At 71.0% G+C, this 26519-nt stretch carries 30 protein-coding genes; 18 read left to right on the forward strand and 12 right to left on the reverse strand.

Annotated elements, in window-relative coordinates:
* Nucleotides 1-4 precede the first annotated feature (4 nt).
* The 4 genes from ABH923_RS04235 to ABH923_RS04250 all read right to left on the reverse strand — a co-directional run bounded on the left by ABH923_RS04235 (nucleotide 5) and on the right by ABH923_RS04250 (nucleotide 4349).
* Nucleotides 5-844, reverse strand: coding sequence for a carbohydrate ABC transporter permease (locus ABH923_RS04235; RefSeq protein WP_370054126.1), 840 nt, complete (start codon nucleotides 842-844; stop codon nucleotides 5-7).
* Nucleotides 837-1805, reverse strand: a complete 969-nt coding sequence (locus ABH923_RS04240) for a carbohydrate ABC transporter permease (RefSeq protein ID WP_370054127.1) — start codon at nucleotides 1803-1805, stop codon at nucleotides 837-839. Before ABH923_RS04240 ends, ABH923_RS04235 begins: the two co-directional genes overlap by 8 nt.
* Nucleotides 1806-1878: 73 nt before the next feature.
* On the reverse strand, nucleotides 1879-3183 hold the full coding sequence (locus tag ABH923_RS04245) for a sugar ABC transporter substrate-binding protein (protein ID WP_370054128.1): 1305 nt from the start codon (nucleotides 3181-3183) through the stop codon (nucleotides 1879-1881).
* Between the two features lie 152 nt (nucleotides 3184-3335).
* On the reverse strand, nucleotides 3336-4349 hold the full coding sequence (locus ABH923_RS04250) for a LacI family DNA-binding transcriptional regulator (protein ID WP_370054129.1): 1014 nt from the start codon (nucleotides 4347-4349) through the stop codon (nucleotides 3336-3338).
* A gap of 248 nt (nucleotides 4350-4597) precedes the next feature.
* On the opposite strand from ABH923_RS04250, the gene ABH923_RS04255 reads away from it, so the two are divergent.
* Nucleotides 4598-6004, forward strand: a complete 1407-nt coding sequence (locus tag ABH923_RS04255) for an NAD(P)/FAD-dependent oxidoreductase (protein WP_370054130.1) — start codon at nucleotides 4598-4600, stop codon at nucleotides 6002-6004.
* A complete protein-coding gene (locus ABH923_RS04260; protein ID WP_370054131.1) occupies nucleotides 6001-6333 on the forward strand; it encodes a cupin domain-containing protein in 333 nt (110 codons plus the stop codon). The genes ABH923_RS04255 and ABH923_RS04260 overlap by 4 nt, the downstream gene beginning before the upstream one ends.
* Nucleotides 6334-6342: 9 nt before the next feature.
* Here the strand turns inward: ABH923_RS04260 and ABH923_RS04265 are convergent, their stop codons facing one another.
* Nucleotides 6343-7890: a PucR family transcriptional regulator gene (locus tag ABH923_RS04265; protein WP_370054132.1), complete on the reverse strand. Its 1548-nt coding sequence runs from the start codon at nucleotides 7888-7890 to the stop codon at nucleotides 6343-6345.
* A 150-nt stretch (nucleotides 7891-8040) separates the two neighbouring features.
* On the opposite strand from ABH923_RS04265, the gene ABH923_RS04270 reads away from it, so the two are divergent.
* The 5 genes from ABH923_RS04270 to ABH923_RS04290 all read left to right on the forward strand — a co-directional run bounded on the left by ABH923_RS04270 (nucleotide 8041) and on the right by ABH923_RS04290 (nucleotide 13631).
* Complete coding sequence (locus tag ABH923_RS04270; RefSeq protein WP_370054133.1) at nucleotides 8041-9525, forward strand: CoA-acylating methylmalonate-semialdehyde dehydrogenase; 1485 nt, start codon at nucleotides 8041-8043, stop codon at nucleotides 9523-9525.
* Nucleotides 9526-9545: 20 nt separating this feature from the next.
* The gene (locus ABH923_RS04275) at nucleotides 9546-10958 is read left to right on the forward strand and encodes an aspartate aminotransferase family protein (RefSeq protein ID WP_370054134.1); all 1413 of its coding nucleotides are present in this window, start codon (nucleotides 9546-9548) and stop codon (nucleotides 10956-10958) included.
* 126 nt (nucleotides 10959-11084) lie between these two features.
* Complete coding sequence (locus ABH923_RS04280; protein WP_370054135.1) at nucleotides 11085-12218, forward strand: NYN domain-containing protein; 1134 nt, start codon at nucleotides 11085-11087, stop codon at nucleotides 12216-12218.
* Entirely contained in the window at nucleotides 12215-12649 is a 435-nt protein-coding gene (locus ABH923_RS04285; RefSeq protein WP_370054136.1) for a hypothetical protein, read from the forward strand. The genes ABH923_RS04280 and ABH923_RS04285 overlap by 4 nt, the downstream gene beginning before the upstream one ends.
* Before the next feature lie 46 nt (nucleotides 12650-12695).
* Nucleotides 12696-13631 (forward strand): zinc-binding alcohol dehydrogenase family protein, encoded by a 936-nt coding sequence (locus ABH923_RS04290; RefSeq protein WP_370054137.1) that lies wholly within the window; start codon nucleotides 12696-12698, stop codon nucleotides 13629-13631.
* A 42-nt stretch (nucleotides 13632-13673) separates the two neighbouring features.
* Here ABH923_RS04290 and ABH923_RS04295 read toward each other — a convergent pair whose 3' ends face one another.
* Both ABH923_RS04295 and ABH923_RS04300 read right to left on the reverse strand, forming a co-directional pair.
* Entirely contained in the window at nucleotides 13674-15059 is a 1386-nt protein-coding gene (locus ABH923_RS04295; protein ID WP_370054138.1) for a glutamate decarboxylase, read from the reverse strand.
* Between the two features lie 149 nt (nucleotides 15060-15208).
* Entirely contained in the window at nucleotides 15209-15454 is a 246-nt protein-coding gene (locus tag ABH923_RS04300) for a hypothetical protein (protein ID WP_370054139.1), read from the reverse strand.
* Between the two features lie 34 nt (nucleotides 15455-15488).
* On the opposite strand from ABH923_RS04300, the gene ABH923_RS04305 reads away from it, so the two are divergent.
* Nucleotides 15489-16277, forward strand: a complete 789-nt coding sequence (locus ABH923_RS04305) for a DNA polymerase beta superfamily protein (protein ID WP_370054140.1) — start codon at nucleotides 15489-15491, stop codon at nucleotides 16275-16277.
* A 12-nt stretch (nucleotides 16278-16289) separates the two neighbouring features.
* Here ABH923_RS04305 and ABH923_RS04310 read toward each other — a convergent pair whose 3' ends face one another.
* Both ABH923_RS04310 and ABH923_RS04315 read right to left on the reverse strand, forming a co-directional pair.
* Complete coding sequence (locus ABH923_RS04310; protein WP_370054141.1) at nucleotides 16290-16607, reverse strand: hypothetical protein; 318 nt, start codon at nucleotides 16605-16607, stop codon at nucleotides 16290-16292.
* Nucleotide 16608: 1 nt separating this feature from the next.
* Nucleotides 16609-16974 (reverse strand): hypothetical protein, encoded by a 366-nt coding sequence (locus ABH923_RS04315; RefSeq protein ID WP_370054142.1) that lies wholly within the window; start codon nucleotides 16972-16974, stop codon nucleotides 16609-16611.
* Between the two features lie 82 nt (nucleotides 16975-17056).
* Here ABH923_RS04315 and ABH923_RS04320 point away from each other — a divergent pair, with 82 nt between their 5' ends.
* From ABH923_RS04320 to ABH923_RS04330, 3 genes are all read left to right on the forward strand, one after another.
* The gene (locus ABH923_RS04320; RefSeq protein ID WP_370054143.1) at nucleotides 17057-17302 is read left to right on the forward strand and encodes a hypothetical protein; all 246 of its coding nucleotides are present in this window, start codon (nucleotides 17057-17059) and stop codon (nucleotides 17300-17302) included.
* Between the two features lie 62 nt (nucleotides 17303-17364).
* A complete protein-coding gene (locus ABH923_RS04325) occupies nucleotides 17365-18780 on the forward strand; it encodes an MFS transporter (protein WP_370054144.1) in 1416 nt (471 codons plus the stop codon).
* Nucleotides 18781-18840: 60 nt separating this feature from the next.
* Nucleotides 18841-19524 carry an MgtC/SapB family protein gene (locus ABH923_RS04330; RefSeq protein ID WP_370054145.1) on the forward strand — a complete coding sequence of 228 codons (684 nt, stop codon included), beginning with the start codon at nucleotides 18841-18843 and terminating at the stop codon, nucleotides 19522-19524.
* A 108-nt stretch (nucleotides 19525-19632) separates the two neighbouring features.
* On the opposite strand, the gene ABH923_RS04335 is transcribed toward ABH923_RS04330, so the two are convergent.
* On the reverse strand, nucleotides 19633-19899 hold the full coding sequence (locus ABH923_RS04335; RefSeq protein WP_370054146.1) for a hypothetical protein: 267 nt from the start codon (nucleotides 19897-19899) through the stop codon (nucleotides 19633-19635).
* Between the two features lie 171 nt (nucleotides 19900-20070).
* Here ABH923_RS04335 and ABH923_RS04340 point away from each other — a divergent pair, with 171 nt between their 5' ends.
* Entirely contained in the window at nucleotides 20071-20565 is a 495-nt protein-coding gene (locus tag ABH923_RS04340) for a MarR family winged helix-turn-helix transcriptional regulator (RefSeq protein WP_370054147.1), read from the forward strand.
* A gap of 19 nt (nucleotides 20566-20584) precedes the next feature.
* Here the strand turns inward: ABH923_RS04340 and ABH923_RS04345 are convergent, their stop codons facing one another.
* The gene (locus tag ABH923_RS04345; RefSeq protein ID WP_370054148.1) at nucleotides 20585-21820 is read right to left on the reverse strand and encodes a DUF561 domain-containing protein; all 1236 of its coding nucleotides are present in this window, start codon (nucleotides 21818-21820) and stop codon (nucleotides 20585-20587) included.
* A gap of 198 nt (nucleotides 21821-22018) precedes the next feature.
* Between ABH923_RS04345 and ABH923_RS04350 the strand changes: the two genes are divergently transcribed.
* The 5 genes from ABH923_RS04350 (at nucleotide 22019) to ABH923_RS04370 (ending at nucleotide 25164) form a co-directional block, all read left to right on the forward strand.
* Nucleotides 22019-22690: an alpha/beta family hydrolase gene (locus ABH923_RS04350; protein ID WP_370054149.1), complete on the forward strand. Its 672-nt coding sequence runs from the start codon at nucleotides 22019-22021 to the stop codon at nucleotides 22688-22690.
* Nucleotides 22691-22870: 180 nt separating this feature from the next.
* The gene (locus ABH923_RS04355; protein ID WP_370054150.1) at nucleotides 22871-23200 is read left to right on the forward strand and encodes a PadR family transcriptional regulator; all 330 of its coding nucleotides are present in this window, start codon (nucleotides 22871-22873) and stop codon (nucleotides 23198-23200) included.
* A 1-nt stretch (nucleotide 23201) separates the two neighbouring features.
* Entirely contained in the window at nucleotides 23202-23576 is a 375-nt protein-coding gene (locus ABH923_RS04360; protein ID WP_370054151.1) for a DUF1048 domain-containing protein, read from the forward strand.
* Nucleotides 23573-24388: an ABC transporter ATP-binding protein gene (locus ABH923_RS04365; RefSeq protein WP_370054152.1), complete on the forward strand. Its 816-nt coding sequence runs from the start codon at nucleotides 23573-23575 to the stop codon at nucleotides 24386-24388. The genes ABH923_RS04360 and ABH923_RS04365 overlap by 4 nt, the downstream gene beginning before the upstream one ends.
* The gene (locus ABH923_RS04370) at nucleotides 24388-25164 is read left to right on the forward strand and encodes an ABC transporter permease (protein WP_185276925.1); all 777 of its coding nucleotides are present in this window, start codon (nucleotides 24388-24390) and stop codon (nucleotides 25162-25164) included. Before ABH923_RS04365 ends, ABH923_RS04370 begins: the two co-directional genes overlap by 1 nt.
* Before the next feature lie 75 nt (nucleotides 25165-25239).
* On the opposite strand, the gene ABH923_RS04375 is transcribed toward ABH923_RS04370, so the two are convergent.
* Nucleotides 25240-25806 (reverse strand): GNAT family N-acetyltransferase, encoded by a 567-nt coding sequence (locus ABH923_RS04375; RefSeq protein WP_370054153.1) that lies wholly within the window; start codon nucleotides 25804-25806, stop codon nucleotides 25240-25242.
* 126 nt (nucleotides 25807-25932) lie between these two features.
* On the opposite strand from ABH923_RS04375, the gene ABH923_RS04380 reads away from it, so the two are divergent.
* On the forward strand, nucleotides 25933-26475 hold the full coding sequence (locus ABH923_RS04380) for a DapH/DapD/GlmU-related protein (RefSeq protein WP_370054154.1): 543 nt from the start codon (nucleotides 25933-25935) through the stop codon (nucleotides 26473-26475).
* Nucleotides 26476-26519 lie beyond the last annotated feature (44 nt).

The following is a 26519-nucleotide window of genomic DNA, read 5'->3' on the forward strand; positions in this document are numbered from 1 at the left end:
GCAGCTACTTGACGGCGCCGGCGGTGAGGCCGGCGACGAAGCTCCGCTGCAGGATGAGGAACGCGACCACGATCGGGATCGACACGACGAGCGAGGCCGCCATGATCTGGTTCCAGTACACGTTCGTCTGCGTCGAGTAGAGCTGCAGGCCGACCGCGAGCGTCCGGTTCTCGTCCGTCGTCATCACGGAGGCGAACAGCACTTCGCCCCAGCTCGTCATGAACGAGTAGATGGCCACCGCGATGAGGCCCGGCTTGGCCGCGGGCAGCACGACGTGCCAGAGCGCGCCCATCGGTCCGGAGCCGTCGACCATCGCGGCCTCGTCCAGGTCGCGCGGGATGCCGTCGAAGTAGCCGGCGAGCATCCAGATCGCGAACGGCAGCGCGAAGGTCAGGTAGGTGATGACCAGGCCCCAGCGTGTGCCGACGAGCTGGATGCCGACCGCCTGGTTGATGTTCACGAAGATGAGGAACAGCGGCAGCAGGAACAGCACACCGGGGAACATCTGCGTGGACAGCACCGTCGTGGTGAAGACGCCGCGGCCCTTGAACCGGTAGCGCGACACCGCGTAGGCGGCGAACACGGCGATGATCAGGCTGAGGATGGTCGCGGCGCTGGCGACGATGACGCTGTTGATGAAGTACGACGCCAGCGGCACGGTCGACCACATGTCGATGAACGGCTGGAACGTGATGTTCGTCGGCCACCAGGTGAACGCGCCTTGGACATCCGCCAGCGGCTTCACGGACGAGGTGATCATCACGTAGAGCGGCACCGCCGTGAACAGGGTCAGGAAGACGACGACGACCCAGCGGAAGACTTTGGACGAGACGGTCTCACGCATTGCGGTTCCTCCGGTTGAGCACGGTCAGATAGATGCCGGACACGATGAGCAGGAAGATCAGCAGCAGCACGCTCATCGCGGCTCCCGAGCCGAAGTTCCAGGTCAGGAACGACGCGTTGTAGATGTGGAACGAGATCAGGTCGCCGGCCGCGGGTTGGGCGTTGCCGAAGAGCACGTACGGCGTGTTGAAGTCGTTGAACGTCCAGAGGAACATCACGAGCAGCAGCACGGCGTTGACCGGCCGGAGCATGGGAAGGGTGATCGACCGCCACTGCCGGAACGGCTTGGCGCCGTCCACCGCGGACGCCTCGTAGACCTCGTCCGGGATGGACTGGAGCCCGGCCATCAGCATCAGGAAGGCGAACGGCCAGAGCCGCCAGATCGCGACGATGACGATCGACCAGAACGCGTTGTCGCCGATCAGCCAGAACGGCTTCTGACCGGGGAGGCCGAGGTTGTCGAACAGGAAGTGGTTGACCGCTCCGGTGTCCTTCTGGAGCATGAACTTCCACGTGATGATGCCGGCGTAGAGCGGCAGCGCGTACGGCACGAGGAAGAGGGTGCGGAAGAACCCGCGCCCGCGGAACCGGCCCTGCAGCGCGACGGCCGCGGCCATCCCGAGCGCCCAGGAGAGCCCGACCACGAGGATCGTGAACCCGCAGGTGATCAGGAACGAGGTCAGCAGGCCGGCGCCGATCGACGTGTTGAAGTCGAGCGCGACCTGGTAGTTCTTGAGGCCGACGAACGGCGCCTCGCTCCAGTTGGCGATGAAGAACTTGGTGAGCTGCAGGAAGCTGATCCAGATCCCGGTGAGCATCGGGATGACGTGGATGAGCAGCTCGAAGAGGATGGCCGGCGCCAGCAGCACCAGCGGAAGCCACCAGCCCTTGGGCCGCTTGCGGCGGGTCTTCGCCGGGGCCGGCGGGGCGGGGCTGGTCCGGACGGATGTCGTCGTCGACATGGAACTCCTTCGGTGGGTGCGGCGGCCGGGCGGGAGAGGCTCCCGCCCGGCCGTCGCGGTGGGGCTAGGCTACCTAGCCGCCGATCGACTGCTTCACCTGGTCCTGAGCCGTGCTCAGTGCCGACTTGATGTCGGAGTCGGAGACGGTGCCTCCGGTGGCGATCTTGGCGAACATGTCGTTCATGGCCTTGCCGACGGTGTTCTCGAACTGGTCCTCGGCCGGCACCAGCGGCAGCGGCTTGGACATCGTGTTGTAGATCTTCTGGAACGTGGCGGCCTCGTCCGCGTTGTCGGTGAAGTTCGGCTTGGCGCCGTTCAGCACCGGCAGCGTGGAGTACGGCTTGCCGAGGGTGGTCTGCACCGACGAGCTGGTCATGTACTTGACGAACTCGAGGGCGGCGTCCTTGTTCTTGGTGTTCTTGAAGATCGACAGGTTGATGCCGGCGACGTGGCTGGCGACGGCTTTGCCGCCCTCGGGCGACGGGAACGGCACGACGCCGTACTGGTCGGCCTTCATCCCGTTCGCGTTGATCGACGAGTCCGCGTTGTTCTGGCTGAGGATCATCGCGACCTTGCCGGTGGCGAAGTCGTTCACCGCCTGCACGCCGTTGTCGTACTGGGCGTTGGAGGTGTTGACGACCTTGTCGGTCTGCATCAGGTCGAGGTAGCGCTTGACGCCGTCGATGTTCGCCTGGCTGGTGAACGTCGGGTTGCCCTTGCTGTCGAACCAGGACCCGCCGTTCTGCGCCGAGTTGATGAACGCGAAGTGGGCGTTCTCGGTGTAGCTGCCGGCCGCGAGCGAGAAGCCGTACTGCGTGCCGGTCGTCAGCTTCTTGGCGTCGGTGACCAGCTCCTCCCAGTTGGTGGGCGGTTGCACGCCGGCGTCGGTGAACATCTTCTTGTTGTAGTACAGGCCGTAGGCGAGACCGTAGAGCGGGACGCTCGTCACCGTCTTGCCCGGCGCGCCGCCGGTCTCCAGCGCGGTCTTCACGAACTTGTCGCTGCCTCCGATCGCCTTCATCTCGCTGTCGCCGAACGGCAGGAACGCACCGGTCGCCTGCAGGGAGGCGGCCCAGGTGTTCCCGATGTTCAGGACGTCGGGCCCCTGCCCGGATGTGACGGCGGTCTGGATGCGCGTCTGCAGGTCGTTCCAACCGATCACCTCGAGCTTGACCTTCACCCCGGTCTGCTTGGTGAAGTCGTTCAGCACGGGGGTCAGGACCTGCTTGTCGTTGTCGAGGCTGGTGCCCTGGTTGCTCGCCCAGTAGGTGATGGTCGACCCGCTGGCCGACGAGGTCGAACCGGTGCTGCTGCAACCTGCCGCCACGAGCGAGATCGTGGCCGCCAGTGCCGCGGCGGCGATGACGCGTTTCCTCATTGTGACTCCTTCGTCTCTTGATGGGCGCCCGCCGCTCCCGTCCCCGGGGAGCGCACCTGACGCCACGGCGACTATAACTGAACCGGTTCAGTAATTCCAGCGTTGACACCTCAGGTATCGAGGGTATACAGCGCGGTCTCCCCGTTTGCTGGTCACACGGTCGCCGGGACACTGGTCGACCGCACCACCAGCTCCGAGGGGCGCGCGGTGCGCGTCGCCGTCTCGACGCCGGCGAGCTCGTCCAGCAGCATCCGGGTGGCGCGCCTGCCCTGCTCCTCCGGGAACCGCGCCAGCGCGGTCAGCGGCCGCGAGCCGAGGCGGCAGACCAGGGAGTCGTCCCAGCTCACCAGGGCCACGTCGTCGCGGCCCGCGCGGCGGAGGGCGGCCTGCGCGCCGAGCGCGAGGAGGTCGTTGGAGGTCACCAGCGCGGACAACTCCGGGTCGCTCGCGTGACCCGCGGCGATCCGCTCGCCGGCCTCCATCGAGTAGTCGGACGGCTCGGAGGTCGCCTGCATCCCGTGTTCGGCCGCGAAACGCGCGATCGCGTCGGCGCGCTCCCGCTCGTGCTCGAACTCGGCAGGCCCCTGCACGTGCAGGATGCGCCGGTGGCCGAGCCCGTGCAGGTGGTCGACCAGGAGGTGCGCGTCGCCCCACGCGTCGTAGAGCAGCACACGCCCCGGCGCGACGCTCTCGTCGTTGCCGTGCAGCACGAACGCCAGACCGAGCTCGTCCAGGAGGGCGGGCCGCGGGTCGCCGACGGTGATGTCGAACAGCATGACGCCGTCGACGCGCTGCTCTGCGCTCCAGCGGCGGTAGGCCGCGAGGTCCTGCCCGTTGGAGGTGCCGACCATGCGCAGCAACAACGACTGCCCGCTCTCGGCGAGCTCTGCCTCCACCCCGGCCAGCAGGCTCATGTAGTACGGCTCGGTGCCGAGCAGCCCGGGATCGCGGCGCAGCACGATCCCGATCGCGTCGGACCGGGCACGGGAGAGGGCGCGGGCGCTGGAGCTGGGATGCCAGCCGAGCTCGTCGGCGAGGTCGAGCACGCGCCGCCGCGTCTCGTCGCTCACACCGGGCTGGCCGTTGAGCGCGTACGACACCGACGCCTTGGAGAGCCCCAGCCGGTCGGCGAGGCCGCCGATCGTCACCCGGGTCGCTGTCCCCACGTCGTGCTCCTCTCGCACCGGCCGCTCCGCGCGGTCGATCGGGGAAAGAGTACATCGAACTGAAGCGGTTCAGCCCTCGTGTCGTCTGCGAGGTCCTGCACGTCCGCGCGCCGGACGGTCTGCCCGGAGTCGGGTCGGATTCGCGACGGACATCCGGAGTGCCACCCGGCAGAATGGGCGGCAGTCACCTCATCAGCACCCCATCAGCACCCCATCAGCACCGACGACCGCACCAGGAGGGCATCGCCGTGGCGACCACCGTGTTCGAACGACAGGCACCCCCGGCCGCCGTGGTGAGCCACGCGCTCGCCCCGGCCCGGCAGGCCGTGTTCTGGATCGAGGACGCCCCCGGCGACCGCTACCCCCGGTTCCGCGGCGACATCGAGTGCGACCTCGCCGTCGTCGGCGGCGGCTACACCGGACTCTGGACGGCCCTGCTCGCCAAGCGGGAGAACCCGTCCGCGCGCGTCGTGCTGCTGGAGGGCCGCCGGATCGGCTGGGCGGCCTCCGGGCGCAACGGCGGCTTCTGCGAGGCGAGCCTCACGCACGGCGACGAGAACGGCAGGACCCGCTTCGGCCGGGAGTTCGACCAGCTTCAGCGGCTCGGGATGGCGAACCTGGACGAGATCGAGGCGACCGTCGCCGAGCTGGGCCTCGACGCGGACTTCGAGCGCAACGGCGCGATCGACCTCGCGACCGAGCCGCACCAGGTCGAGTGGCTGCGGGAGGCCGCCGACGGCGAGCACGCGCGCTTCCTCGACACGGAGGCCGTGCAGGCGCAGGTGCACTCCCCCACCTATCTCGGCGGCCTGCTCCGCACCCGCGACTCGGCGCTGGTCCACCCCGCCAAGCTCGCCCGCGCGCTCGCACGGGCCTGCGAGGCGGCCGGGGTCGAGCTGTTCGAGCACTCGCCGGTGGAGGGCATCGGCGACGGCACGACCCTCTACACGCCGGAGGGCGTCGTGCGGTCGAAGCGCACGGCCCTCGCCACGAACGTGTTCCCGAGCCTGCTCAAGCGCAACCGGCTCGCGACCGTGCCGGTCTACGACTACGTGCTGATGACCGAGCCGCTGACCGCCGAGCAGCTCGCCTCGATCGGCTGGTCGGGGCGCCAGGGCCTCGGCGACTCGGCCAACCAGTTCCACTACTACCGGCTCACCCGGGACAACCGCATCCTGTTCGGCGGCTACGACGCCGTGTACCACTACGGCGGGCGGGTCCGGGAGCGCTACGAGGACCGGCCGGCGACCTTCCGGAAGCTGGCCGCGCACTTCTTCACGACCTTCCCCCAGGCGGAGGGCCTCACCTTCACGCACCGCTGGGCCGGCGCGATCGACACGTGCAGCCGGTTCTGTGCCTTCTTCGGCGCCGCCCGCGGCGGCACTGTCGCCTACGCGACCGGCTACACCGGGCTCGGGGTCGCCGCGACCCACTTCGGCGCGCAGGTGATGCTCGACCTGCTCGCCGGCCGGGAGACCGAGCGGACGAGCCTGGAGATGGTGCGCAGCCGTCCGCTGCCGTTCCCGCCGGAGCCGGCGGCCTCCCTCGGCATCAACCTGACCCGGTGGTCGCTCGACCGGGCGGACCATCGCGAAGGACGGCGCAACGCGTTCCTGCGCACGCTCGACGCGGTCGGGCTGGGGTTCGACTCGTGAGCGGCGCACTGGACGCGACCGGGAGCATCCGCGCCTCCGGGCTGCCGCTGGAGAGGTCGGCGGACGACCCACTGACGGCCGCGGCGGAGCTCGGCCGGTTCGCCGGGCTCGAGATCGGAGTCTGGGAGATGGCTCCGGGGACGACCACCGACGTGGAGGCCGACGAGGTGTTCGTCGTCATCGCCGGTCGCGCGCGGGTCGACTTCCCGGACACGGGTCGGAGTCTCGAGCTTGCCTCCGGCGACGTGGTGCGGCTGACGGCAGGCGACCGGACCGTGTGGACGGTGACCGAGACGCTGCGGAAGGTCTACCTGGCGCCGGCAGACTGACGCGACGCCTCAGCCTCGGATCCGGCGGGCGAGCACCGCGGCGTGCAGCGCACCGATGGTCTCCCCGTCGTCCAGGTCGAGGCCGAGCAGGTCCTCGATGAGCGCGATCCGCTGGTAGAACACCGACCGGGACAGGTGGCTCGCCACGGCCGCCCGCGTGCGGTTGCCCGGGTGGCTCAGGTATGCGCGCAGCACCTCGATCAGGTCGCCGTCGTTGGCGATGTCGTACTCGATCAGGGGCCGCAGCATCCGCTCGGCGTACTCCTGCAGCCGAGGGTCGTCGCCGAAAGCCGTGACCAGGCGCAGCAGCGGACGGCTCTCGGCGCGCTGCACGACGGCGTGCCTGCCGCGACCGCCGCCCCCGCGGCCGGTCAGCTCCACGGCCTCCTCCACCGACGACAGCAGTCCCGGGATGCCGTGGGCGTCCGAGCCGACCCCCACCACCGCGGCATCCCCGCCCGCGAGGGCGTCGGCGACCGCGTCCGCGCCGGGCCGCCCTGGCCGGGACGACACGGCGACCACGAGGAGCCCGGGAGCCGCGGGATGCGGCGCCGCGATGGCCTCCGACCCCGCCGCGCGTGCCGCCTCCAGCGCCCGCGCCGCGGCAGTGGCCTCCACCCGCCCCGAGCGCGTGCGGACGGCGACCCCGGCGAGCAGCCGCCCGGCGACCGGGAACCCGGACGCCTCGAACCGCGCGGCCATGCCGCCGTCGCCGGCGAAGCGCCTGCCCAGCAGCGCGCCGAGCAGTGCGTCGTGGCTGCGGCGCGTCCACTCCTCCTCGTCGCGGTCGGCCAGACGGCTGAGCGCCAGCGCGACGGCCGCCTGCTCCAGCACGCTCGACCGGCCGGCGGGATGTGGCTCGCCCGGAAGAGCGACGAGGTGGCCCCAGCGCATCCCGCGCGCCTCCACGGGCGTCAGCGTCCAGCCCGGCTCGCCGCCGCGATGGGCGGCCCGGGAGCGCTGCTCCCAGCTGTCCAGCTCGGCCTCGCCATCGCCGACGTTCTCGGCGACGAGCACCTGGTGGCCGGTGTCCTCCAGCACTACAGGGCAGCCCAGCACGCGCGCGGCCTGCGCGACGATGAAGTCGGCGGGGCTGCCGCGCAGGCTGAGCCCGGTGAACAGTTCGCGGATCTCGTCCCGCGCCCGGAGGGCGACGGTCTGGTCGTCGATGATCCGCGCGTGCACCGCCTCGGTGACCGCCACGAAGCGCGCCTCGCGGTGCAGGACGACGAACGGCAGCCCGGCCGCGCGGAACTCCTCCAGCAGCGGCGCCGGCGCCTCCGGCGTGCGGTCGCCCAGCTCCAGCACGAGGCCGGCGATCTCGGCCTCCGCCAGGTCGCGGCCCAGCGCCCGGAGCGCGCGGGCGTCGCGCGGCCAGCCGAGGCCGGTCGCCAGCAGCAGCTCGCCCCCGGAGACCAGCCGCGCCACATCGGCCGTTTCGGCCACGTGGACCCAGCGCACCAGGGTGTCGAGCGCGCCCTCGCCCGCCAGGACCTCCGGCAGCGCGTCGGCCATCGGGTCCATCCGCAGCACCTCGCGGACGGTCGGCAGGAGCATCCGGTCCCGCTCCGGACGAACTGTTTCGTCTTGTCCGAACGTCCGACGATCTGGTCTCATCGTTCGGCCTTCCGCTCTGTGATCATGGGGATTGCAAGCCTACTTCCCCGCCGGGCATTCCGTCCGGCGCAGCACCTCCAGGAGGATTCCGTGGCCCTCATCCGCCATTTCGTGAACGGCGAGGAGTCCGGCGACCCGGCCCGTCTCGGCCCTGTCTTCGACCCCGCCACCGGCGTCCGGCAGCACGACGTCGTGCTCGCCAGCGCCGCCGAGACCGCTGCCGCCATCGCCGCGGCGAAGGCCGCCCTCCCGGGCTGGCGCGCCACCAGCCTCACCAAGCGCGCCGACGTGATGTTCCGGCTCCGCCACCTCCTCACCGAGCGCCGCTCCGAGCTCGCCGCCATCGTGACGAGCGAGCACGGCAAGGTGCTGTCCGACGCCGCGGGCGAGATCGCGCGCGGGCTCGAGAACGTCGAGTTCGCGTCCGGCCTGATCGACAAGCTCAAGGGCGAGTACAGCGAGCAGGTCTCCACCGGCATCGACGTGCACAGCGTCAAGCAGCCGGTCGGCGTCGTCGCCTGCATCACCCCGTTCAACTTCCCCGTCATGGTGCCGCTGTGGATGGTCGCCAGCGCTATCGCCTGCGGCAACACCGTCGTCCTGAAGCCCAGCGAGAAGGACCCGTCCGCCTCTGTCTTCCTGGCGAAGCTCTTCGCCGAGGCGGGCTTGCCGGCCGGCGTGCTCAACGTCGTGCATGGCGACAAGGAGGCCGTCGACACCCTGCTCGACTCGCCCGACGTCGCGGCCGTCTCCTTCGTCGGCTCCACGCCGATCGCCCGCTCGATCTACCAGCGCGCCGCCGCCAACGGCAAGCGCGTCCAGGCGCTCGGCGGCGCCAAGAACCACATGGTCGTCTTGGAGGACGCCGACATCGAGGCCGCGGCCGACGCCGCCGTCTCGGCCGCCTACGGCTCGGCCGGCGAGCGCTGCATGGCGGTCAGCGTGCTGGTCGCGGTCGGCGAGGCGGGCGACCGGCTCGTCCCCGCCATCCAGCGCCGCCTCGGTGGCCTCGCGATCGGCCCGGGCACCGACCCGGCCAGCGAGATGGGCCCGCTCATCACGCGCGAGCACCGCGACAAGGTCGCCTCCTACGTCGCTGCGGCCGCCGCCGAAGGAGCCACCGTCGTGGTGGACGGCACCGCCCAGGAGTTCGACAGCGACGGCTTCTTCGTCGGCGTCAGCCTGATCGACCACGTGAAGCCGGGCACCGCGGTCTACGACGACGAGATCTTCGGGCCCGTCCTGTCGGTCGTCCGTGTCGACACCTTCGACGAGGCCGTCGCGCTCATCAACGCCAACCAGTACGGCAACGGCGTCGCGCTGTTCACCCGCGACGGCGGCGCCGCCCGGCAGTTCGAGTTCGACGTGGAGGTCGGCATGGTCGGCATCAACGTCCCGATCCCCGTCCCGATCGGCGCGTACTCGTTCGGCGGCTGGAAGAACTCGCTGTTCGGCGACTCGCACATCTACGGCCCCGAGTCCTTCCACTTCTACACTCGCAGCAAGGTCGTCACGACGCGCTGGCCCGACCCGGTGCACTCGAAGATCGAGCTCGCGTTCCCCGGCAACTCCTGAAGCCTGAAAGAAGTCACCCCATGACCGACACCATCGACACCGCCCTCCGCACGGGCTTCACCGACCGCCGAGGGGTCGAGCACCCGTTCGGGGACGCCGACGCCGAGACCCAGGTCCGCAGCGACGACCGCAGCCACGTCTTCCACTCCTGGAGCGCCCAGGCGCAGATCGCCCCGCTGCCGATCGCCGCGGGCGAGGGCTCCACGTTCTGGGACTACCAGGGCAACGCGTACCTCGACTTCAGCTCGCAGCTGGTCAACCTCAACCTCGGCCACCAGCACCCCGACCTCGTCGCCGCCATCCAGCAGCAGGCCGGCCGCCTCGCGACCATCCAGCCGTCGATGGCGAACGACGTTCGCGGCGAGCTCGCCCGCCGGATCGCCCGCGTCGCGCCGGGGACACTCAACCGGGTGTTCTTCACCAACGGCGGCGCCGACGCCAACGAGTACGCGGTGCGGATGGCCCGCCGGGTGACCGGTCGCCGCAAGGTGCTCTCCATGTACCGCTCGTACCACGGCGGCACCGCGACCGCGATCTCGCTGACCGGCGACCCGCGCCGCTGGGCGAACGAGCCGAGCGACCCGTCCGTCGCGCACTTCTTCGGCCCGTACCTCTACCGCTCGGCGTTCCACTCCACCACCCCGGAGGACGAGACGCAGCGCGCGCTGGAGCACCTGGAGAGCGTCATCGTCCTGGAGGGCGCCGCCACCGTCGCCGCGATCATCATCGAGACGATCGTGGGCACGAACGGCGTGCTGATGCCGCCGCCCGGCTACCTCGCCGGCGTGCGCGCGCTCTGCGACAAGTACGGCATCGTCTACATCGCCGACGAGGTGATGGTCGGCTTCGGCCGGGTCGGCGAGTGGTTCGCGGTTGACGCGTTCGACGTGGTGCCCGACCTGATCACCTTCGCGAAGGGCGTCAACTCCGGCTACGTCCCGCTCGGCGGTGTGGTCATCTCGGACGCGATCGCGGACTTCTTCGACGACGTCTCCTTCCAGGGCGGCCTCACCTACTCGGGCCACCCGCTGGCGTGTGCGGCCGGTGTCGCGACGTTCGACGTGTTCGAGCGCGACGGCATCCTGGAGCGCGTGCGTGACCTCGGCGAGCGCGTCGTGGAGCCCGAGATCACCTCCTGGCTCGACCGGCACCCGTCGCTCGGCGAGGTCCGCGGCCGTGGGCTGTTCTGGGCGCTGGAGCTGGTCCGCGACCGCGGGACGCGCGAGCCGCTGGTGCCGTTCAACGCGGCCGGAGCCGACGCGGCCCCGATGGCCGAGGTGGCCGCGGCCTGCAAGGCCGCGGGCGTCTGGCCCTTCACACACTTCAACCGCATCCACATCGCCCCGCCCCTGGTGATCGCCGAGGACGACCTGCGCCGCGGCCTCGCCGCGATCGACGCCGCCCTCACCGTCGCCGACCGCTACGCGCTCTGAGCCACCTCATCCTGGGGACGCGACACGCCGCTCCGCCATGCGCGGGGCGGCGTGTCGCGTCCCCTGTGTGCGTCCACTACGGGATGGGGCCGGGACGGCGGAGCATCCCCGGGATATCGTGACAGCATGAGTGAACCTGGAGACGGCCGTGTCGCGGTCTACATCGACTTCGACAACATCGTCATCTCGCGTTACGACCAGGTGCACGGGCGCGGGTCGTTCATGCGGGACCGGCAGAAGTCCGGCACGCAGCCCAAGCCCGCGTTCGTCGCGAAGCTCGCCGAGGCGCGCGTCGACCTCGGGGCGGTGATCGACTTCGCGTCCTCGTTCGGCACCCTCGTTCTGACGCGCGCGTACGCCGACTGGTCCGCCGCCGTGAACGCCGAGTACCGCGGCCAGCTCGTCGGCCGAGCGGTCGACCTGGTGCAGCTCTTCCCTGCAGCGGCCTACGCGAAGAACGGCGCCGACATCCGCCTGGCGGTCGACGCCGTGGAGGACCTGTTCCGGCTTCCCGAGCTCACGCACGTCGTGATCGTGGCGGGCGACTCCGACTACATCCCGCTGGCCCAGCGGATCAAACGCCTCGGCCGGTATGTCATCGGCATCGGCGTCGCCGGCTCGACGGCGCGCTCGCTCGCGGCCGCGTGCGACGAGTTCGTCAGCTACGACGACCTCCCGGGCATCGCCCGTGATGAGGCGGCCGAGACGGACGCCGCTCTCGCGGAGACAGCGGACGAGGAGACCGTCACGGCACCGGAGGCCGCTCCCGCAGCCACTGCCGCAGCCGGCACATCCCGTTCCCGCGGACGAGGCGCCCGCTCCACCGCGACCTCCGCCGATGAGGCGGCGGTCGCCGAGGAGCCGGCGGCGGCCGAGGAGCCGGCCGAGCCCGCGAAGCGCCCCACCCGCAAGCGCAAGGCCGCGACGCCCGAGCCGGAGGCCGACGAGGACGAGGAGACCGCGGAGGACCCGCAGGTCGTCGCCACGCGCCTCCTGGCCCGGGCGATGCAGCTCGGCCACGAGAAGGACGACTCGGAGTGGCTGCACTCGTCGACGGTGAAGGGCCAGATGAAACGCATGGACCCGTCCTTCAGTGAGAAGGCCCTCGGCTACCGGTCGTTCAGCGACTTCATCAAGTCCCGCAATTACCTCGTGGAGCTCGACGACAGTTCCACCGCCCAGGTGCTCCGGCTCGTGCCCGCCCGATCGCGACGGGTCCGGCACAGCGGCAAGGCCTCGGACACGGTCTCGGCGCAATGAGCACCGGCGACGCGGACCAGCCCAACGCCGACCGTCCCGGCGTCGTGACCGCTGTCGCCATCCTCTGCTGGCTGGTCGGGACGGTGGAGCTCATCCTCAGCGTGCTGCTGATCGTGCTCGCGGCGATCCGCGGCGTCCTCCCCGCGAACGAGACCGGGAACATCCTGGTCTCCACGATCGGCTACCTGATCGTCGCTATCGCCTACCTCGCGGTCGGGTTCGGCGTCTTCCGCGGCGCGGACCTCGCGCGCGTGATCGTGCTCCTCGCGAGCGTGGTGCACCTCGGCGTCGGACTCTACACAGCGCTCACCACGCAGCCGGTCGCCGGCATCCTCTCGATGGGCCTGGCGGTCGCGATCGCGCTGCCGCTGTGGGTCGGGCGCGGTGCGGCCTGGTTCGGTCACGGGCGCACGGGCGTGGCCGGGTCCTGAGCGCACACTGAGCCGCCACCCAGCCTCACCGCGTTGACTGGGCGGCATGGCACGAGTGTGGTTGGCAGAGCAGTGGGGTTCCCCCGACACGTGGACGTTCGCCGAGCGGGAGGTCCCGCGGCCGGGTCCGGGCGAGGCGACGATCCGGGTGCGCGCCGCGGGTGTCAACCCGGCGGACTACAAGCACGTCGCCGGTCCCCGTCCCGGCCTCGACCTTCCCGTGCCGATCGGCTACGAGGTGGCGGGCGAGCTGGTCGAACTCGGCCCCGGCACCGAGCTGGCCTCGGGCGGCGGCGCGCCGGGTGACGCTGTCGTGGCGTTCCGGATCCAGGGCGGGTACGCGACAGAGGTCACGGTTCCCGCGTCCGACGTCTTCGCCAAGCCGGCGGCACTGTCGGACGAGGAGGCCGCCAATCTGCTGCTGGCCGGGGCGACGGCGGCACAGATGCTCGACGTCACGCACGTGGGCGCCGGGGACACGATCCTGGTGCACGGCGCGTCCGGCGCGGTCGGCGTGAGCGTGCTGCAGCAGGCCGCCGAGCTCGGCGCGCACGTGATCGGCACTGCGAGCGAAGGGAGTTTCGCTCGCGTGCGGAGGTTCGGCGGCGTTCCCGTCGCCTACGGTGCCGGTCTCGCCGACCGGGCCCGGGATGCCGCGCAGGGCCCGATCGCCGCCGCGCTCGACACCGTCGGCACGGACGAGGCGGTGGACGTCTCGCTCGAACTGGTCGGGGACCGCGACCGCATCGTCACGATCGTCGCCTCCGGACGTGCCGGGACGGACCGCTTCCACTCGATCTTCGGCGCGCAACCGGAGAGCGCCGCCTTCCGCGACGCGGTGCGGCCGAGACTGCTGGCGCTGGCGGCGGAGGGGCGGCTGCAGGTCCCGATCGCGCGCACGTATGCGCTGGCCGAAGCCCCGGAGGCGCTGCGCTTCCTCGCCGAGGGGCACCCGGGAGGGAAGATCGCGCTGCTTCCCTGATCCGCTGCTGCGGGGTCCGCATCCGCCGTCGCGCGCCCGCGCTCAGTGGTGGAACGCCACCCGGTCCGGCCCCGGCATCGGCGCCTTCAGCTCGTCCAGCTCCTGCACGCTCGTCCGGATCGCGTCCACCAGCCCGCCCGCGAGGTCGCGGCTGAGCCCGTTCCTGACCACCGCGCGCTGCACCGTCACGTCGGTGAGTGCCTCCGGCATCGGGTAGGCGGGCACCAGCCAGCCGCGCGTGCGCAGCCGCATCGACAGGTCGTAGAGCGTCCAGGGCGCGTCGTGGCCGGCCTTCACCTGCCACGCCGCGACCGGGATGTCGCTTCCGTCCGTCCAGATGTCGAAGCGCCCCAGCGCCTGCACCTCGTCGGCCAGATAGCGGGCGACATCCCGGGAGGCGGCCTGCACGCGCTTGTAGCCGTCGAACCCGAGGCGCAGGAACTGGTAGTACTGCAGCAGCACCTGGGCGCCCGGTCGGGAGAAGTTGATCCCGAAGGTCGGCATCTCGCCGCCGAGGTAGCTGACCTTGAAGATGAGCTCCTCCGGCAGCAGGTCTGCCTCCCGCCACACGACCCAGCCGATCCCGGGATAGACGAGCCCGTACTTGTGCCCGGACGTGTTGATGGAGGCGACCCGCTCCAGGCGGAAGTCCCAGACGACGTCGGGCTGGATGAACGGCGCGACCATCGCCCCGGAGGCGCCGTCCACGTGGATCGGGATGTCGAGCCCGGTCGTCCGCTGGATCGCGTCGAGCGCGTCGCTGATGGCCTGCACCGGCTCGTACATCCCGGTGTAGGTGACGCCCATGATGGCCACGACGCCGATGGTGTTCTCGTCCACGTACCGGTCGAGCCCGTCGCCGTCGAGCGTCTTGTGGTCGAGCGAGATGGGCACGAACCGCGGCTCGACCTCGAAGTAGTTGCAGAACTTCTCCCAACACACCTGCACGGCTGCGCTCATCACGAGGTTGGGCTTCTCGGTGGACTGCCCGGCCGCGCGCCGCCGCTGCTGCCAGCGCCGCTTGAGCGCGAGGCCGCCCAGCATGCACGCCTCCGAGGACCCGATCGTGGAGGTCCCGATCGAGCGCTCCGGGTCGGGCGCGTTCCACAGCCCGGCGAGCATCCGCCAGCACCGGGTCTCGATGGCCGCGGTCTGCGGGTACTCGTCCTTGTCGACGATGTTCTTGTCCACGGCCTCCGAGTAGAGCCGCCCGGCCTGATCCTCCATCCAGGTGCCCACGAACGTCGCGAGGTTCAGCCGCGCGTTCCCGTCGAGCATCGCCTCGTCGTGCACCACCTGGAAGGCGGTGTCCGGCAGAGACTCGCCGTCCGGGAGGGTGAACCGGGCGAACTCGGTCGCCTCCCCGGCCCGCGAGAAGACGGGGTTCAGACCGACGGGTTCCTCAGGGGACTCGTAACCGTGACGCATGGGGCGAGCCTATGCCTGGGGGCGCGGATGGCGCAGGGCCAGCGGCTGATAGTTTCGGGAGGGGATGTTTCGGGTGTCTCAGATTCGGGGGCGGCGCACAACTCCCCCTGACGCTCACGGCCCGGCCGCGAGCGCTCAACACCGGTCGCCTATTCGACCTGCAACTGCGTCCGCGCCGGCGACGGGCAGATCAGGAACGCATGACCGTGGTCGCGTTCGATCTCGTGCTCGTCGATGCGGCGGCTGCAGAGCGGGCACGTCGCAGCTTCCGTCCTCGGTGTCTCCTGGCCGTAGGGGCCGAGCGGAGGCGGACCGAGGACCGGGAGCAGCTTCGCGTCCAGCCATTCGGCCGCGCGCTCGGCGCGAGAGCCTTGGCGGCCCTCCACCTTGTCCATGCTTCGATGGTAGGCCGGCCGATAGCATCGGTGGATGCGTGCCGTCCCCGACACCCTCGACCCCGCCGTCGTCGCCGAGATCGACCTGCGCCTCGACGGGGTCATCACCGCGCACGGCGTGACCATCCCTCTCGCGATCGAGAGCGGCAGCAGGGCATGGGGGTTCCCGTCGCCCGACAGCGACTACGACGCGCGGTTCCTGTTCCTGCGACCGGTGGAGGACTACCTCCGGCTGACCCCGCTGCGGGATGTGGTCGAGACACCGCTGGACGCCGTGTTCGACGTGAACGGCTGGGATGTGCGCAAAGCTCTCGGGCTCCTTGTGCGCGGTAACGCGACCGTGGTCGAGTGGCTGCGTTCCCCCATCGTCTACGGCGGCGACCCAGCGTTCCGCGAAGGGATGCTGGAACTCGCCGGCCGGATCCTCGACCGCGAGCGCCTGCTCGACCACTACCTCCACATCGGCGCCCGGCACGCGGCGGCGCCGGACGGCAAGCTGAAACGGTTCTTCTACGCGCTGCGCCCGGCCGCGACGCTGCGCTGGCTGCGCGTCCACCCCAACCTGGCGGTTGCCCCGATGGACCTGCCGACGTTGATCGCCGAGAGCGACCCCGCCGCCGACGTCGCGGCGGCCGTCGCCGAGCTGATCGCGATCAAGGCCGTCACCCGCGAGTTGGGCGGCGGCGAGCCTCCCGCGGTGCTGCGCCGGTTCGTGACGGACGAGCTCGCGGCCGCTGCGGACCGCGCGGCGACGTCCCGCTCGGACCTCGTCGCAGCATCGGCAGAGGCGGACACCTACTTCCGCACTCTCGTGCTCCCGTAGCGGAGGCGACGACTAGACCGGCCCCCCGCCCTCCACCGAGTCCTCCGGCATGATCACCATGCCGCCGGTGCGCTGGCTGGTCTGCAGCAGCGCCTCCATCCAGTGCTCGTTGAGCGCGGGAGGCCGGGAGCCGTTGAACACGAACGCGAGTGGGATCTCGCGGCTGATCCAGAGGCTCATCCGGCCGCCGCCCTGCTCGACCGGGATCTCCCAGTTCAGCAGGAAGCTCTCGTGGCGGCGCAGCTTCGTGACGAGGGCGATCTTCACGTGCGAGAGCGTCCGGTCGTCGAACTCGTACTCGCGGCCGACCCCATAGATCAGTTTGCCCATCTCAGTCGGCCTGCTTCTTCGTGCGCGACTCGCGGAAGCTGCCCTCGGGGACTTCCCGGCGGATCTCGGCGCGGAGCTCGTCCTCCAGCATCAGGCCGGCGTTGCCGTTGGCCTTCTCGGTGAGGATGGCCAGCCACTCCCGGTTGAGCTCGGGGAGGGCGTTGTGGGTGAAGGCGAACTGGAGGCTGATCGACGGGTCGAGCCAGATCGAGCGCAGCGTGGGCTCCGTGCCTCCCGTGCGGTCGGACCAGATGAGCAGGAAGCCTTCGCGACGGCGCAGCTTCGTGGCGATCACCGCCTGAAGATGAGCGAGCACCCGGTCGTCGAAGGTGAAGCCGTCGGCCCCGTCGTAGATCAGCGTTCCCATTGGTGTCCTCTCCGATATCTCACTTTCGCCGTCCGCCCGCGCGCCGTCAAGATGTCGCCCCGGCGCGGCGTAGCGTCTGGTCATGGACGCTCTCACGCGAACCATCAAAGCGGCGCTCCTCTACGAGGACGGCTGCACCCTGGACAGCGTCGTGGTCGTGCCCCTGATCGGAGGCTGTCCGCCGGGCGAGATCCGCGTCGCCACCCTGTTCGCCGGCGCCCTCGCGTACGACGTCTACGAGCTGGACGACGACGAGGAGTTCTCGTCCATGCCCGCCTACCCCTACCGTTCGACGATCCCGCTGACCACGGCCGACCTCGCCGACTGACGGGCGGACCCGGGAGGCTGCCTGGCCCGGGAGCACGCCCGCCTGCCGCGTAGGGTGGACGGGTGACCGACGCACCGCCCGACAACGCCCGCACGGGCCGGGCGGTGGCCGCCCTCAGCCTCGGCACCCTCCTCAACCCGCTGAACTCCTCGATGATCGCCGTGGCCCTGGTGCCGCTGCAGCGCGACTTCCAGGTGACCGTGACGACGGTGACGTGGGTGATCACCTCCTTCTATCTGGCCTCCGCCGCCGGGCAGCCGCTGATGGGGCGGTTCGCCGACCGGTTCGGGCCGCGGCGGCTGTTCCTGTTCGGGATGCTCGTGGTGGTGCTGGCCTGCGCGCTCACTCCGCTCTCGTCGTCGTTCGCCGCCGTCTGCGCCGGCCGGGTCGCGCTCGCGGTCGGGACGGCGACGGCCTTCCCGTCGGCGATCGCGATGCTGCGGACGGTCTCGGCGCACACGCGCGTCGGGACGCCCCGGCTGCTCGGCCGCATCCAGATCGCCAACACGTCGGGCGCCGCGATCGGCCCGGTGCTGGGCGGCGCGCTGGTCACCTTCCTCGGCTGGCAGGCGATCTTCTGGGTCAACGTGCCGCTCGCCGTGCTGGCCTTCCTGGGGGTGCGGTTCTTCGCACCGAGGGACGCTCCGCGTGAGCGGGTGCCGCTGCGCCGGGTGGTGGCGGAGTCGGACGTGCCGGGCATCCTCCTCTTCATCGCGACCCTGACCGCGCTGCTGGTGTTCCTGCTCGACCTCCGCCCGCAGCCGCTGTGGTGGCTGCTGCCGCTCGTGCCGATCGCCGGCGCGCTGTTCGTCTGGCGCGAGCTGCGCACCGCGCACCCGTTCCTCGACCTGCGGCTGCTCGGCGCGAACCACCGGCTGCTGATGGTCTACCTGTGCTTCGCGGTGTTCAACACGGTCTACTACTCGGCGTTCTTCGGCCTCCCCCAGTACCTCCAGGAGCACGGCGGCTACTCGGCGGGCGTGACCGGACTGCTGATGTTCCCGCTGGCGGCGGTGACGATCGCGGTCACGCCGTTGGCTGCCCGTGCGATCGAAGGGGTCGGGCTGCGGCCGACGCTGCTCACGGGAGCGGCGGCGCTGATCGTCGGGGCGGTCCTGCTCGGGTTCGCGGCCGCCACGACGGCGCCGTGGGTGGTGCTGCTGATCACGGCGGCTCTCGGCGTCCCGTACTGCGTGGTCAGCATCGGCATGAACCAGGCCCTCTACGCCGCCGCCCGCCCGCAGGACGCGGGCGTCGCGGCAGGCATCTTCCAGACCTCGCGTTATGTCGGCGCGATCGTGGCGACGACGGTGCTCGGACTGCTCTTCAGCGCGGGAACGACCCCGGCGAGCTGGCTGGCGGCGGTGGGCGTGGCAAGCGCGCTGGCGGTGGTGCACCTGTGCCTGCTGGTGTTCGTGCGGCGGCGGTCGCAGCCGGGCGGGGCGCCGGGGGGTGCCACGGAGGCCGCACCCTCCTAGACTCCGCGCCATGAGCGGGAGGGTCCCTGAGCGGGAGCGCCCCTTGACGGGGAGCGCAGCATGAGCGGCTGGCTGCCCTCCGCGGCGCTCATCCCGCAGCTCCTCGCACTGCTGCTCGCGTTCGTGCTGTCGGCCGTGATCGGCGTCGAACGCGAGCGCCAATTCAAGAGCGCCGGGCTGCGCACACACATCCTCGTGGGGCTGGGCTCGGCGCTGTTCACGCTGGTGTCGGCGTTCGGCTTCACCTCGTTCGGGCTCCCCGCGACCGACCCGGGCCGGATCGCGGCGCAGGTCGTGACCGGCATCGGCTTCGTCGGCGCGGGCGTCATCTTCGTGAACCGCGGCAACGTGGTCGGCCTCACCACCGCGGCGTCGATCTGGATGACCGCGGCCGTCGGCATGGCGTGCGGCGCCGGGCTCCCCCTGCTCGCGATCGCCGGGACGGCCCTCCACCTTATCGCCCTCGGGTCGCTGCCGACCGCCGAGCGGCTGATCCGGCAACGCGCGGAGAGCCGGCTCGTGGTGCGGGTCGACCGTTCGGGCGAACCTCTCGCCGTCGTGCTGGACCGGCTCACCGCGGACGGCCTGCAGGCGCGCGTGGACGGCCTCCGCCGCCTCCCGGACCAGGACCTCGAGCTCGCCGTCTACATCCGCGGCAAGCAGGAGGAGGCCGACCGCCTCCTCACCGACCTGGGCCGGATCGACGGCGTGGTGAGCGTCAAGGCGGGGCCGTTGCGTGGTTAGCGCTCCGCCGTCAGGTCGCCGCCGTCGCGGGCTGAGCGGGGCGCAGCACCGCGGGGCGCGGGGAACGGAGCACCCCGTGGAAGGTGACGGGGCGCTCCGCCGGGAGGGCTAACCCTCCTCGTCGGGCACAGCGGCCGAATGGGCCTCCTCGTGCTGCGCCTTCGGGTAGTTCCCACTCCTCAGGTGGGTGCTGCGCACGAGGGGCGGCCTGCCCTCGCGCTCGGAGCCGACGTAGGCTCCGGCGACCTCCGAGTCGGGGCCGAGGTGCCCCTCCCCTTCGGTGTATTGACCGTGAACGACGCGCTCTTCGGCTGTCTCCGGCTCGGCCTGTGTGTACCGGCCCTCGACCACGTCGCGGTCCTGTGGTTCGACCATGACGATCGCCTCCTTGGTTGCGATAACGCAATTATCCCGCTTCCGCGCACTATGCGGTAGTGCTCGCGGGGCACTCGGAGCGTGTTCGCACACCCGATTCAGGACACGCGCGGCCCCGTCTCCGGGGTCACACTGATGCACGAGCCCGGTGATGCACGGTACAACTGGAGAGTGGACCTCGAAGAACAGCACCCCGGCGACGTCGACGCCGCCCTCCAGGCGGCCGACGTGATGATGCGGGTCGCCGCCCGCTCGGTGTCGGAGGTCGAGGACATCGTCACCTCGCCGCAGCTCCGGGTGCTCGTGATGGTCGCCACCCGTGGACCGCAGACCCTCGGCGGCGTGGCCGCCGAGCTCGGCGTGCACGCGTCCAACGCCACCCGCACCTGCGAGAAGCTCGTGCGGCTGGGACTGGTCGAGCGGACCGAGGACCCGAACGACCGCCGCTTCGTCAGGGTGGCCCTCACGCCGGAGGGCCGCGCGCTCGTCGAGCGCGTCATCGGGCACCGGCGCTCGGCGCTCGCCGAGGTGCTCGAGGGGATGGAGCCGGACGAGCGGAACAAGGCCGTGGCGTCGTTCCGGGCGTTCGCGATGGCGGCAGGCGACCTCCCGAGCGCGGACGGCCGGTTCACGCTGCTGCTCCCCGGGGCCGCTGCCGGCATCTAGCGGGTCGCTGCCAACCGGGTCAGGCCGGCGGATCGGCGTCGCAGCGCGGGCACGGGCCGTCGCCGTCGCGCATCGCCCCGCACTCGGGGCAGACGGAGGCCAGCCAGCAGGCGGAGTCGCCGCCGGCCTCCCACAGCTCCCAGGCGTCCACGTCGAAGGCCGAGCCGGCGTCCGTGCCGGCGTCAGCGCCGACGCCCTCAGCGGGGTCATCCGGCACCCCCGCAGCGAGCTCGGCGAACACCTCGGACGCGTCCTCGAACCGGGAGAGCCCGGCGCTCTGCCCCATCCACAGCGACAGCAGCTCGGGCTGCCCCGCGGCCGACGCGGCTCGGCGGAACACGCCGGTGAGGATGTTCTGCAGCGGGAAGCTCGCTCCGGCTCCACTGCTCTCGATCGCGCGGACGGCATGGTTCGGCAGGCCCCGCGCGAGCCTTCCGCTCATCGCCCGCGTCAGCACGGTGTCGCTGGCGAGCGCCGCGCGAATCCGCTGGCGATGGATGGCCGGGGCGGCGGACTGGCTCGTCGCCAGGAAGGCCGTCCCCGCCTGCACGCCGGACGCGCCCAGCGCGAAGGCCGCCGCGACGCCGCGCCGCTCGGCGATGCCGCCTGCCGCGATGACCGGCACACTCACCGCGTCCGCCACTTGCGGGATCAGCGACAGGCCGCCGACCAGGCTGTGCTCGGATTCGATCAGGAAGGAGGGCCGGTGCCCCGCGGCCTCGGAGCCGGACGCGACGATCGCGTCGACCCCTCCGGCCTCCAGCACGCGCGCCTCGGCGACGGTCGTCGCCGCGCCGATCACGAGGATGCCGCGCGTGTGCGCCGCCTCGATCACGTCCGGCGCGGGCATTCCGAACACGAAGCTCAGGGCGGCCGGGCGCGCGTCGAGCGCGGCCTCCAGCTGCTCGTCGAAATCGGGGAGCGGCGCGACCGGCCACTCGGGCGGCAGCACCCCGGCCTGCGCGAACAGCCCGGCCATCCCGGCGACGGCGCGGTCGAACTCGTCGCGGTCGAGCGCATCCTGCTCGCCCGTCTCCCGGTGCGGAAGCCAGAGGTTGAGGGCGATGGGACGGGCGGTGGCCTCCCGCAGTTCGGCGGCGACCGAGCGGATGCGCGCGCCGTCGTAGCCGTACAGCCCGTACGAGCCGAGGCCTCCCGCCTCGCTCACGGCCGCGGTCAGGGCGACGGACGACAGCCCGCCGAACGGGCCGAGGACGATCGGCGCGTCGATCCCCAGCATGGTGCTCAGACTCATCCGCAGGACTCCCGCCTCAGAAGCGATGACGCCGTCGAATACAATTGCGTATCCGCAACTGTTGGCGTGACACTGATTATATCGGCGCGCGATCCTTCCGGAGGGGACAGCGACGCGCCGGGATGCGCGCGGCCCCGGTTCGAGGATGCGGCGGGAGCGCGACACCCGCCAGCGGCGGCACCCGCTAGCCTCAGGGGCGTGGATGTGGACGTTCCGACCTCCGCCGGGCCCGGCCGGCTGGTCGTCGCGCCCGCCGAGCACCCCCGCGCCCTCCTCTGGCTCGGACACGGCGCGGGCGGTGGCATCGGCGCCGCCGACCTGACCGCGCTCGCGGCCGAGCTGCCCGCGCTCGGCGTCACCGTCGCGCGCTACGAGCAGCCGTGGCGAGTCGCGGGCAAGAAGGTCGCCTCCCGGCCGCCCGCGCTCGATGCCGCCTGGCTGGAGACCGCGCCCGTGGTCGCCGAGCTCGCCGCCGGCGTGCCCGTGATCGTCGGCGGCCGAAGCGCCGGAGCGCGGGTGGCGTGCCGCACCGCCGCCGAGACGGGCGCCGTCGCGGTCGTGTGCCTGGCGTTCCCGCTGCATCCCCCTGGCCGTCCCGACGTCACGCGCCTGGAGGAACTCCTCACGCCGGCCGTCCCCATGCTGGTCCTCCAGGGCGACCGGGACGCCTTCGGCGGCGCCGACCTCCTGCGCAGCGAGGTGGCGGCCGCGCCCGGCGACCACGCGAACGTGCGGATCGCGACCGTCGCGGGCGCCGACCACGGGATGAAGACGTTGAAGGCTTCCCCACTCACTGCGCGCGACGTGCGCGAGCTAGTGGTGGCGACGACGGCGGCGTTCGTCGATGAGGTGCTCGGCTCGGCGCACTGAGCCCGCGCAGGAGTTCTGCTCCAGGACTCCTTCCCAACGGCATTGGGAAGGAACTTTCGCGCGCGTCGCCGCCATTTCTCCTTTTCCAGAAAAAGTCGGTATTCAGTGTTGCTATCTACCGGTACTCGGCGTTACTATCTAGTGGTAGTCAACAGCACTGAGTAGTTGGAAAGGGGCGTCATGGGCAAGCAGACCACCGAGATGCTCAAGGGCACGCTCGAGGGCATCGTCCTCGCCATCCTGTCGGGCCGGGCCGCATACGGGTACGAGATCACCTCGTGGCTGCGCGACCAGGGCTTCGAGGACATCGCCGAGGGCACCGTGTACGCCCTGCTGGTCAGGGTGGAGCAGCGCGGCCTCGTGGATGTCGAGAAGGTCCCGTCGGAGAAGGGGCCGCCCCGCAAGGTGTACTCGCTCAACGCAGCGGGACGCGAATATCTGGACGAGTTCTGGAGGACCTGGAGCTTCCTCACGGAACGACTGGAACAGCTCCGAGACGGAGGAAACTGAAATGGCACCGAAGTGGATCGAGCTGGTCACCGGATCGCTCGAGCAGAAGAAGCAGTACCGGCAGATCAAGGGCCGGCTGGACAGCCTCCCCGAGCCGTACAACGGCGTCGCGAAGGCGCTCAACCGCTACCTCATGTACAACGGCGGGATCGTCGACGGCGACACCATCCTCACGATGATGACCGACTTCGTCGAGCTCTGGGAGCGCGCGGCGGCCGACGGCACGCCGGTCCGCGACATCGTCGGGGACGACCCGGTCGAGTTCGCCGAGGCCTTCGCCGCGGCGTACGTCGGCACCCGCTGGATCGACAAGGAGCGCGCCCGCCTCACCGAGGCGGTCGACGCGGCCGAACGGGAACAGGAGAAGGAGTCATGAGCGCGACCACCACGACCGGCCCCGCCATCCAGGTGCGCGGCCTCCAGAAGTCCTACAAAGACCTGCACGTGCTGCGCGGCGTCGACTTCGACGTCCAGCCCGGCAGCATCTTCGCCCTCCTCGGCTCCAACGGGGCAGGCAAGACCACGGCGGTGAAGATCCTCTCCACTCTGCTGAAGAGCGACGACGGCACTGCCACCGTCAACGGGTTCGACGTGGCCCGCAACCCGGACGAGGTGCGCGACTCGATCAGCCTCACCGGCCAGTTCGCCGCGGTGGACGAGGTCCTCAGCGGCCGGGAGAACCTGATCCTGGTCGCCCGGCTCCGCCACCTGAAGAACCCGGCCGGGATCGCGGACGAGCTGCTGGCGCGCTTCGCGCTCACCGACGCGGGAGGCCGCAAGGTCGGCACGTACTCGGGCGGCATGCGCCGCCGGCTCGACATCGCGATGAGCCTCATCGGCCAGCCGCCGGTGGTGTTCCTCGACGAGCCGACCACCGGCCTCGACCCGCAAGCCCGAATCGAGGTCTGGGAGACGGTCAAGCGTCTCGCGGGCCGCGGCACCACGGTGCTGCTCACCACGCAGTACCTGGACGAGGCCGAGCAGCTCGCCGACCGCATCGCGATCCTCCACGAGGGCCGCATCATCGCGAACGGCACCCTCGCCGAACTCAAGGCGCTCCTCCCCCCGGCGAAGGTCGAGTACGTGGAGAAGCAGCCCAGCCTGGAGGACGTGTTCCTCGCCATCGTCGGACCCTCGGCCCCGGCATCCGCCGACGCCCCGGCTCCCGAACCCTCGAAGGAGTCCTGATGTCCACCGCGAACTTCGTCGCAGACACCACCGTCCTCACCGGGCGGTCCATGAAGCACATCACGCGCAGCCTGGACACGATCATCACCGTCACCATCGTGCCGATCGCCCTCATGCTGCTGTTCGTGTTCGTCCTCGGCGGGGCCATCAACACCGGCCCCGACTCGGGCTCGTACGTGAACTACCTGCTCCCCGGGATCATGCTGATCACGATCGCATCGGGCATCTCCTACACCTCGTACCGGCTGTTCATGGACCTCCAGGGCGGCATCTTCGAGCGGTTCCAGTCCATGCCGATCGCCCGGTCGAGCGTCCTCTGGGCGCACGTGCTCACCTCGCTGGTCGCCAACATGATCTCGGTCGTGCTGGTGGTCCTGGTGGCGCTCCTGATCGGCTTCCGCACCGGCGCGAGCGTGCTCGCCTGGCTGGGGGTCGCGGGCATCCTGGTGCTGTTCACCCTGGCGCTGACCTGGGTGGCCGTGATCGCCGGGCTGTCGGCGAAGAGCGTGGACGGCGCGGGCGCCTTCGCCTACCCGCTGATCTTCCTCCCGTTCATCAGCTCGGCGTTCGTCCCCACCAACACGATGCCGGCACCGGTCGCCTGGTTCGCCGAGCATCAGCCGGTGACACCGATCGTGGACACCATTCGGGCGCTGTTCGCGGAGCAGCCGGTCACCGGGGACATCTGGATCGCCCTCGCCTGGTGCGTCGGCATCCTGGTGGTCGCCTACGGTTTCGCCACCGCGATCTACCGGCGGCGGATCAGCCGGGGGTGAGTCCTCCGCCCTCCCCTCGGTTGTGGAACGGCCGCCGGCCCGGTTCGGGTCGGCGGCCGTTCTGCGTGCGGTGGCTCAGCCGAGCTCCCGCCGCATCACCCACCGCACCGACCCGCCCGAGTGCGCGTCCGTCTCCCGCAGCCGCGCGAACCCGTGCTTCTCGAACAGCTCGACCGTGCCGACGTAGCCGCTGATCACATCCACCCGCTCGCCGCGTGTCTCGACCGGGTAGCCCTCCACCAGGCGGGCGCCTGCCGCCCGCGCGTGCTCCACCGCCCCGTCGAGGAGCTCGTGCATCAGCCCGCGCCCGCGGAACCCGCCGCGCACGACGAAGCAGACGATCGACCACGGGTCGAGCTCCTCGTCGAGGTGCGGGATGGTGCGGGAGTTCATCAGCCGCCGGTACGTGGACTTGGGCGCGACCGAGCACCAGCCCGCGACCTCCCCGTCGGCGTACACCAGCACGCCGGGTCCCGGCTCGGTCTCGCACTCGTGATGCATGTATTCGATGCGCTCCGGCATCGGGAGGCGCGCGTCGCGGTACGACATGCACACGCACCCGCCGGCGCCGGCCTTCCGCGGCACCATGAACGTCGCGAAATCGTCCCAGCGCCCCGTCGCGGGGAGCACCTCGATGGCCATGCCCGAAGCGTACCGGTCACCACCGACGCCGCTGCCCGTTGCGATTCGTGCCGAATGTCGCGATTGCAGCGCCCATTTCCGCGATTCGTGCCGAATGTCGCCGGGGCGTTGCGGCAGGATCGTGGGGTGTCCAGCGACCTGCTCATGCGCATCCACTCCCCCGAGTTCCAGGCCATGTCGGAGCGCGTGCTGCGTGCGACCGAGCTGACCTCCCGCCTCAACGTGCTGCCCTTCGACGACGAGGCCGGAAAGGCGGCGCTCTTCGAGGAGATCCTGGGCCGCCCGCTTCCGGAGCGCGTGACGATCTACCCGCCGTTCTTCACCGACCACGGCCTGAACCTGGAGCTTTCGGAGCGGGTGTTCATCAATCAGAACTGCACATTCCTGGACTACGCCGGCATCCGCCTCGCCCCACGCGTCATGGTCGCCCCGCGGGTCACCTTCATCACGGTCGGCCACCCGGTCGACGTGGAGGACCGCCGCATCTGGCTGACCGGAGGCCCGATCGACGTCGCCGAGAACGTGTGGATCGGAGCCGGGGCGACCATCCTCCCGGGCGTCAGCATCGGCCGGGACGCCGTGATCGCGGCCGGAGCGGTCGTCGCGGAGGATGTGCCGGCGGGCACACTGGTGGCCGGCCCGAAGGCGACGGTGCTGCGCGAGTTCTGATCCTCTGATCGCCTATCCCCGCGGGCGTTCCGGCGGCGTAGGGT

Origin of the sequence: Leifsonia sp. EB41 (assembly GCF_041262565.1) — a bacterium.
Taxonomy (GTDB): Bacteria; Actinomycetota; Actinomycetes; order Actinomycetales; family Microbacteriaceae; genus Leifsonia.

Excerpts from the sequence above, each read along its gene's own strand:
- ABH923_RS04235 (WP_370054126.1), bottom strand. The coding sequence starts at position 844 with ATGCGTGAGACCGTCTCGTCCAAAGTCTTCCGCTGGGTCGTCGTCGTC.
- ABH923_RS04240 (WP_370054127.1), bottom strand. The coding sequence starts at position 1,805 with ATGTCGACGACGACATCCGTCCGGACCAGCCCCGCCCCGCCGGCCCCG.
- ABH923_RS04245 (WP_370054128.1), bottom strand. The coding sequence starts at position 3,183 with ATGAGGAAACGCGTCATCGCCGCCGCGGCACTGGCGGCCACGATCTCG.
- ABH923_RS04265 (WP_370054132.1), bottom strand. The coding sequence starts at position 7,890 with ATGCTCCTGCCGACCGTCCGCGAGGTGCTGCGGATGGACCCGATGGCC.
- ABH923_RS04275 (WP_370054134.1), top strand. The coding sequence starts at position 9,546 with ATGACCGACACCATCGACACCGCCCTCCGCACGGGCTTCACCGACCGC.
- ABH923_RS04280 (WP_370054135.1), top strand. The coding sequence starts at position 11,085 with ATGAGTGAACCTGGAGACGGCCGTGTCGCGGTCTACATCGACTTCGAC.
- ABH923_RS04285 (WP_370054136.1), top strand. The coding sequence starts at position 12,215 with ATGAGCACCGGCGACGCGGACCAGCCCAACGCCGACCGTCCCGGCGTC.
- ABH923_RS04290 (WP_370054137.1), top strand. The coding sequence starts at position 12,696 with ATGGCACGAGTGTGGTTGGCAGAGCAGTGGGGTTCCCCCGACACGTGG.
- ABH923_RS04295 (WP_370054138.1), bottom strand. The coding sequence starts at position 15,059 with ATGCGTCACGGTTACGAGTCCCCTGAGGAACCCGTCGGTCTGAACCCC.
- ABH923_RS04300 (WP_370054139.1), bottom strand. The coding sequence starts at position 15,454 with ATGGACAAGGTGGAGGGCCGCCAAGGCTCTCGCGCCGAGCGCGCGGCC.
- ABH923_RS04305 (WP_370054140.1), top strand. The coding sequence starts at position 15,489 with ATGCGTGCCGTCCCCGACACCCTCGACCCCGCCGTCGTCGCCGAGATC.
- ABH923_RS04310 (WP_370054141.1), bottom strand. The coding sequence starts at position 16,607 with ATGGGCAAACTGATCTATGGGGTCGGCCGCGAGTACGAGTTCGACGAC.
- ABH923_RS04315 (WP_370054142.1), bottom strand. The coding sequence starts at position 16,974 with ATGGGAACGCTGATCTACGACGGGGCCGACGGCTTCACCTTCGACGAC.
- ABH923_RS04320 (WP_370054143.1), top strand. The coding sequence starts at position 17,057 with ATGGACGCTCTCACGCGAACCATCAAAGCGGCGCTCCTCTACGAGGAC.
- ABH923_RS04330 (WP_370054145.1), top strand. The coding sequence starts at position 18,841 with ATGAGCGGCTGGCTGCCCTCCGCGGCGCTCATCCCGCAGCTCCTCGCA.
- ABH923_RS04335 (WP_370054146.1), bottom strand. The coding sequence starts at position 19,899 with ATGGTCGAACCACAGGACCGCGACGTGGTCGAGGGCCGGTACACACAG.
- ABH923_RS04345 (WP_370054148.1), bottom strand. The coding sequence starts at position 21,820 with ATGAGTCTGAGCACCATGCTGGGGATCGACGCGCCGATCGTCCTCGGC.
- ABH923_RS04355 (WP_370054150.1), top strand. The coding sequence starts at position 22,871 with ATGGGCAAGCAGACCACCGAGATGCTCAAGGGCACGCTCGAGGGCATC.
- ABH923_RS04360 (WP_370054151.1), top strand. The coding sequence starts at position 23,202 with ATGGCACCGAAGTGGATCGAGCTGGTCACCGGATCGCTCGAGCAGAAG.
- ABH923_RS04365 (WP_370054152.1), top strand. The coding sequence starts at position 23,573 with ATGAGCGCGACCACCACGACCGGCCCCGCCATCCAGGTGCGCGGCCTC.
- ABH923_RS04370 (WP_185276925.1), top strand. The coding sequence starts at position 24,388 with ATGTCCACCGCGAACTTCGTCGCAGACACCACCGTCCTCACCGGGCGG.
- ABH923_RS04375 (WP_370054153.1), bottom strand. The coding sequence starts at position 25,806 with ATGGCCATCGAGGTGCTCCCCGCGACGGGGCGCTGGGACGATTTCGCG.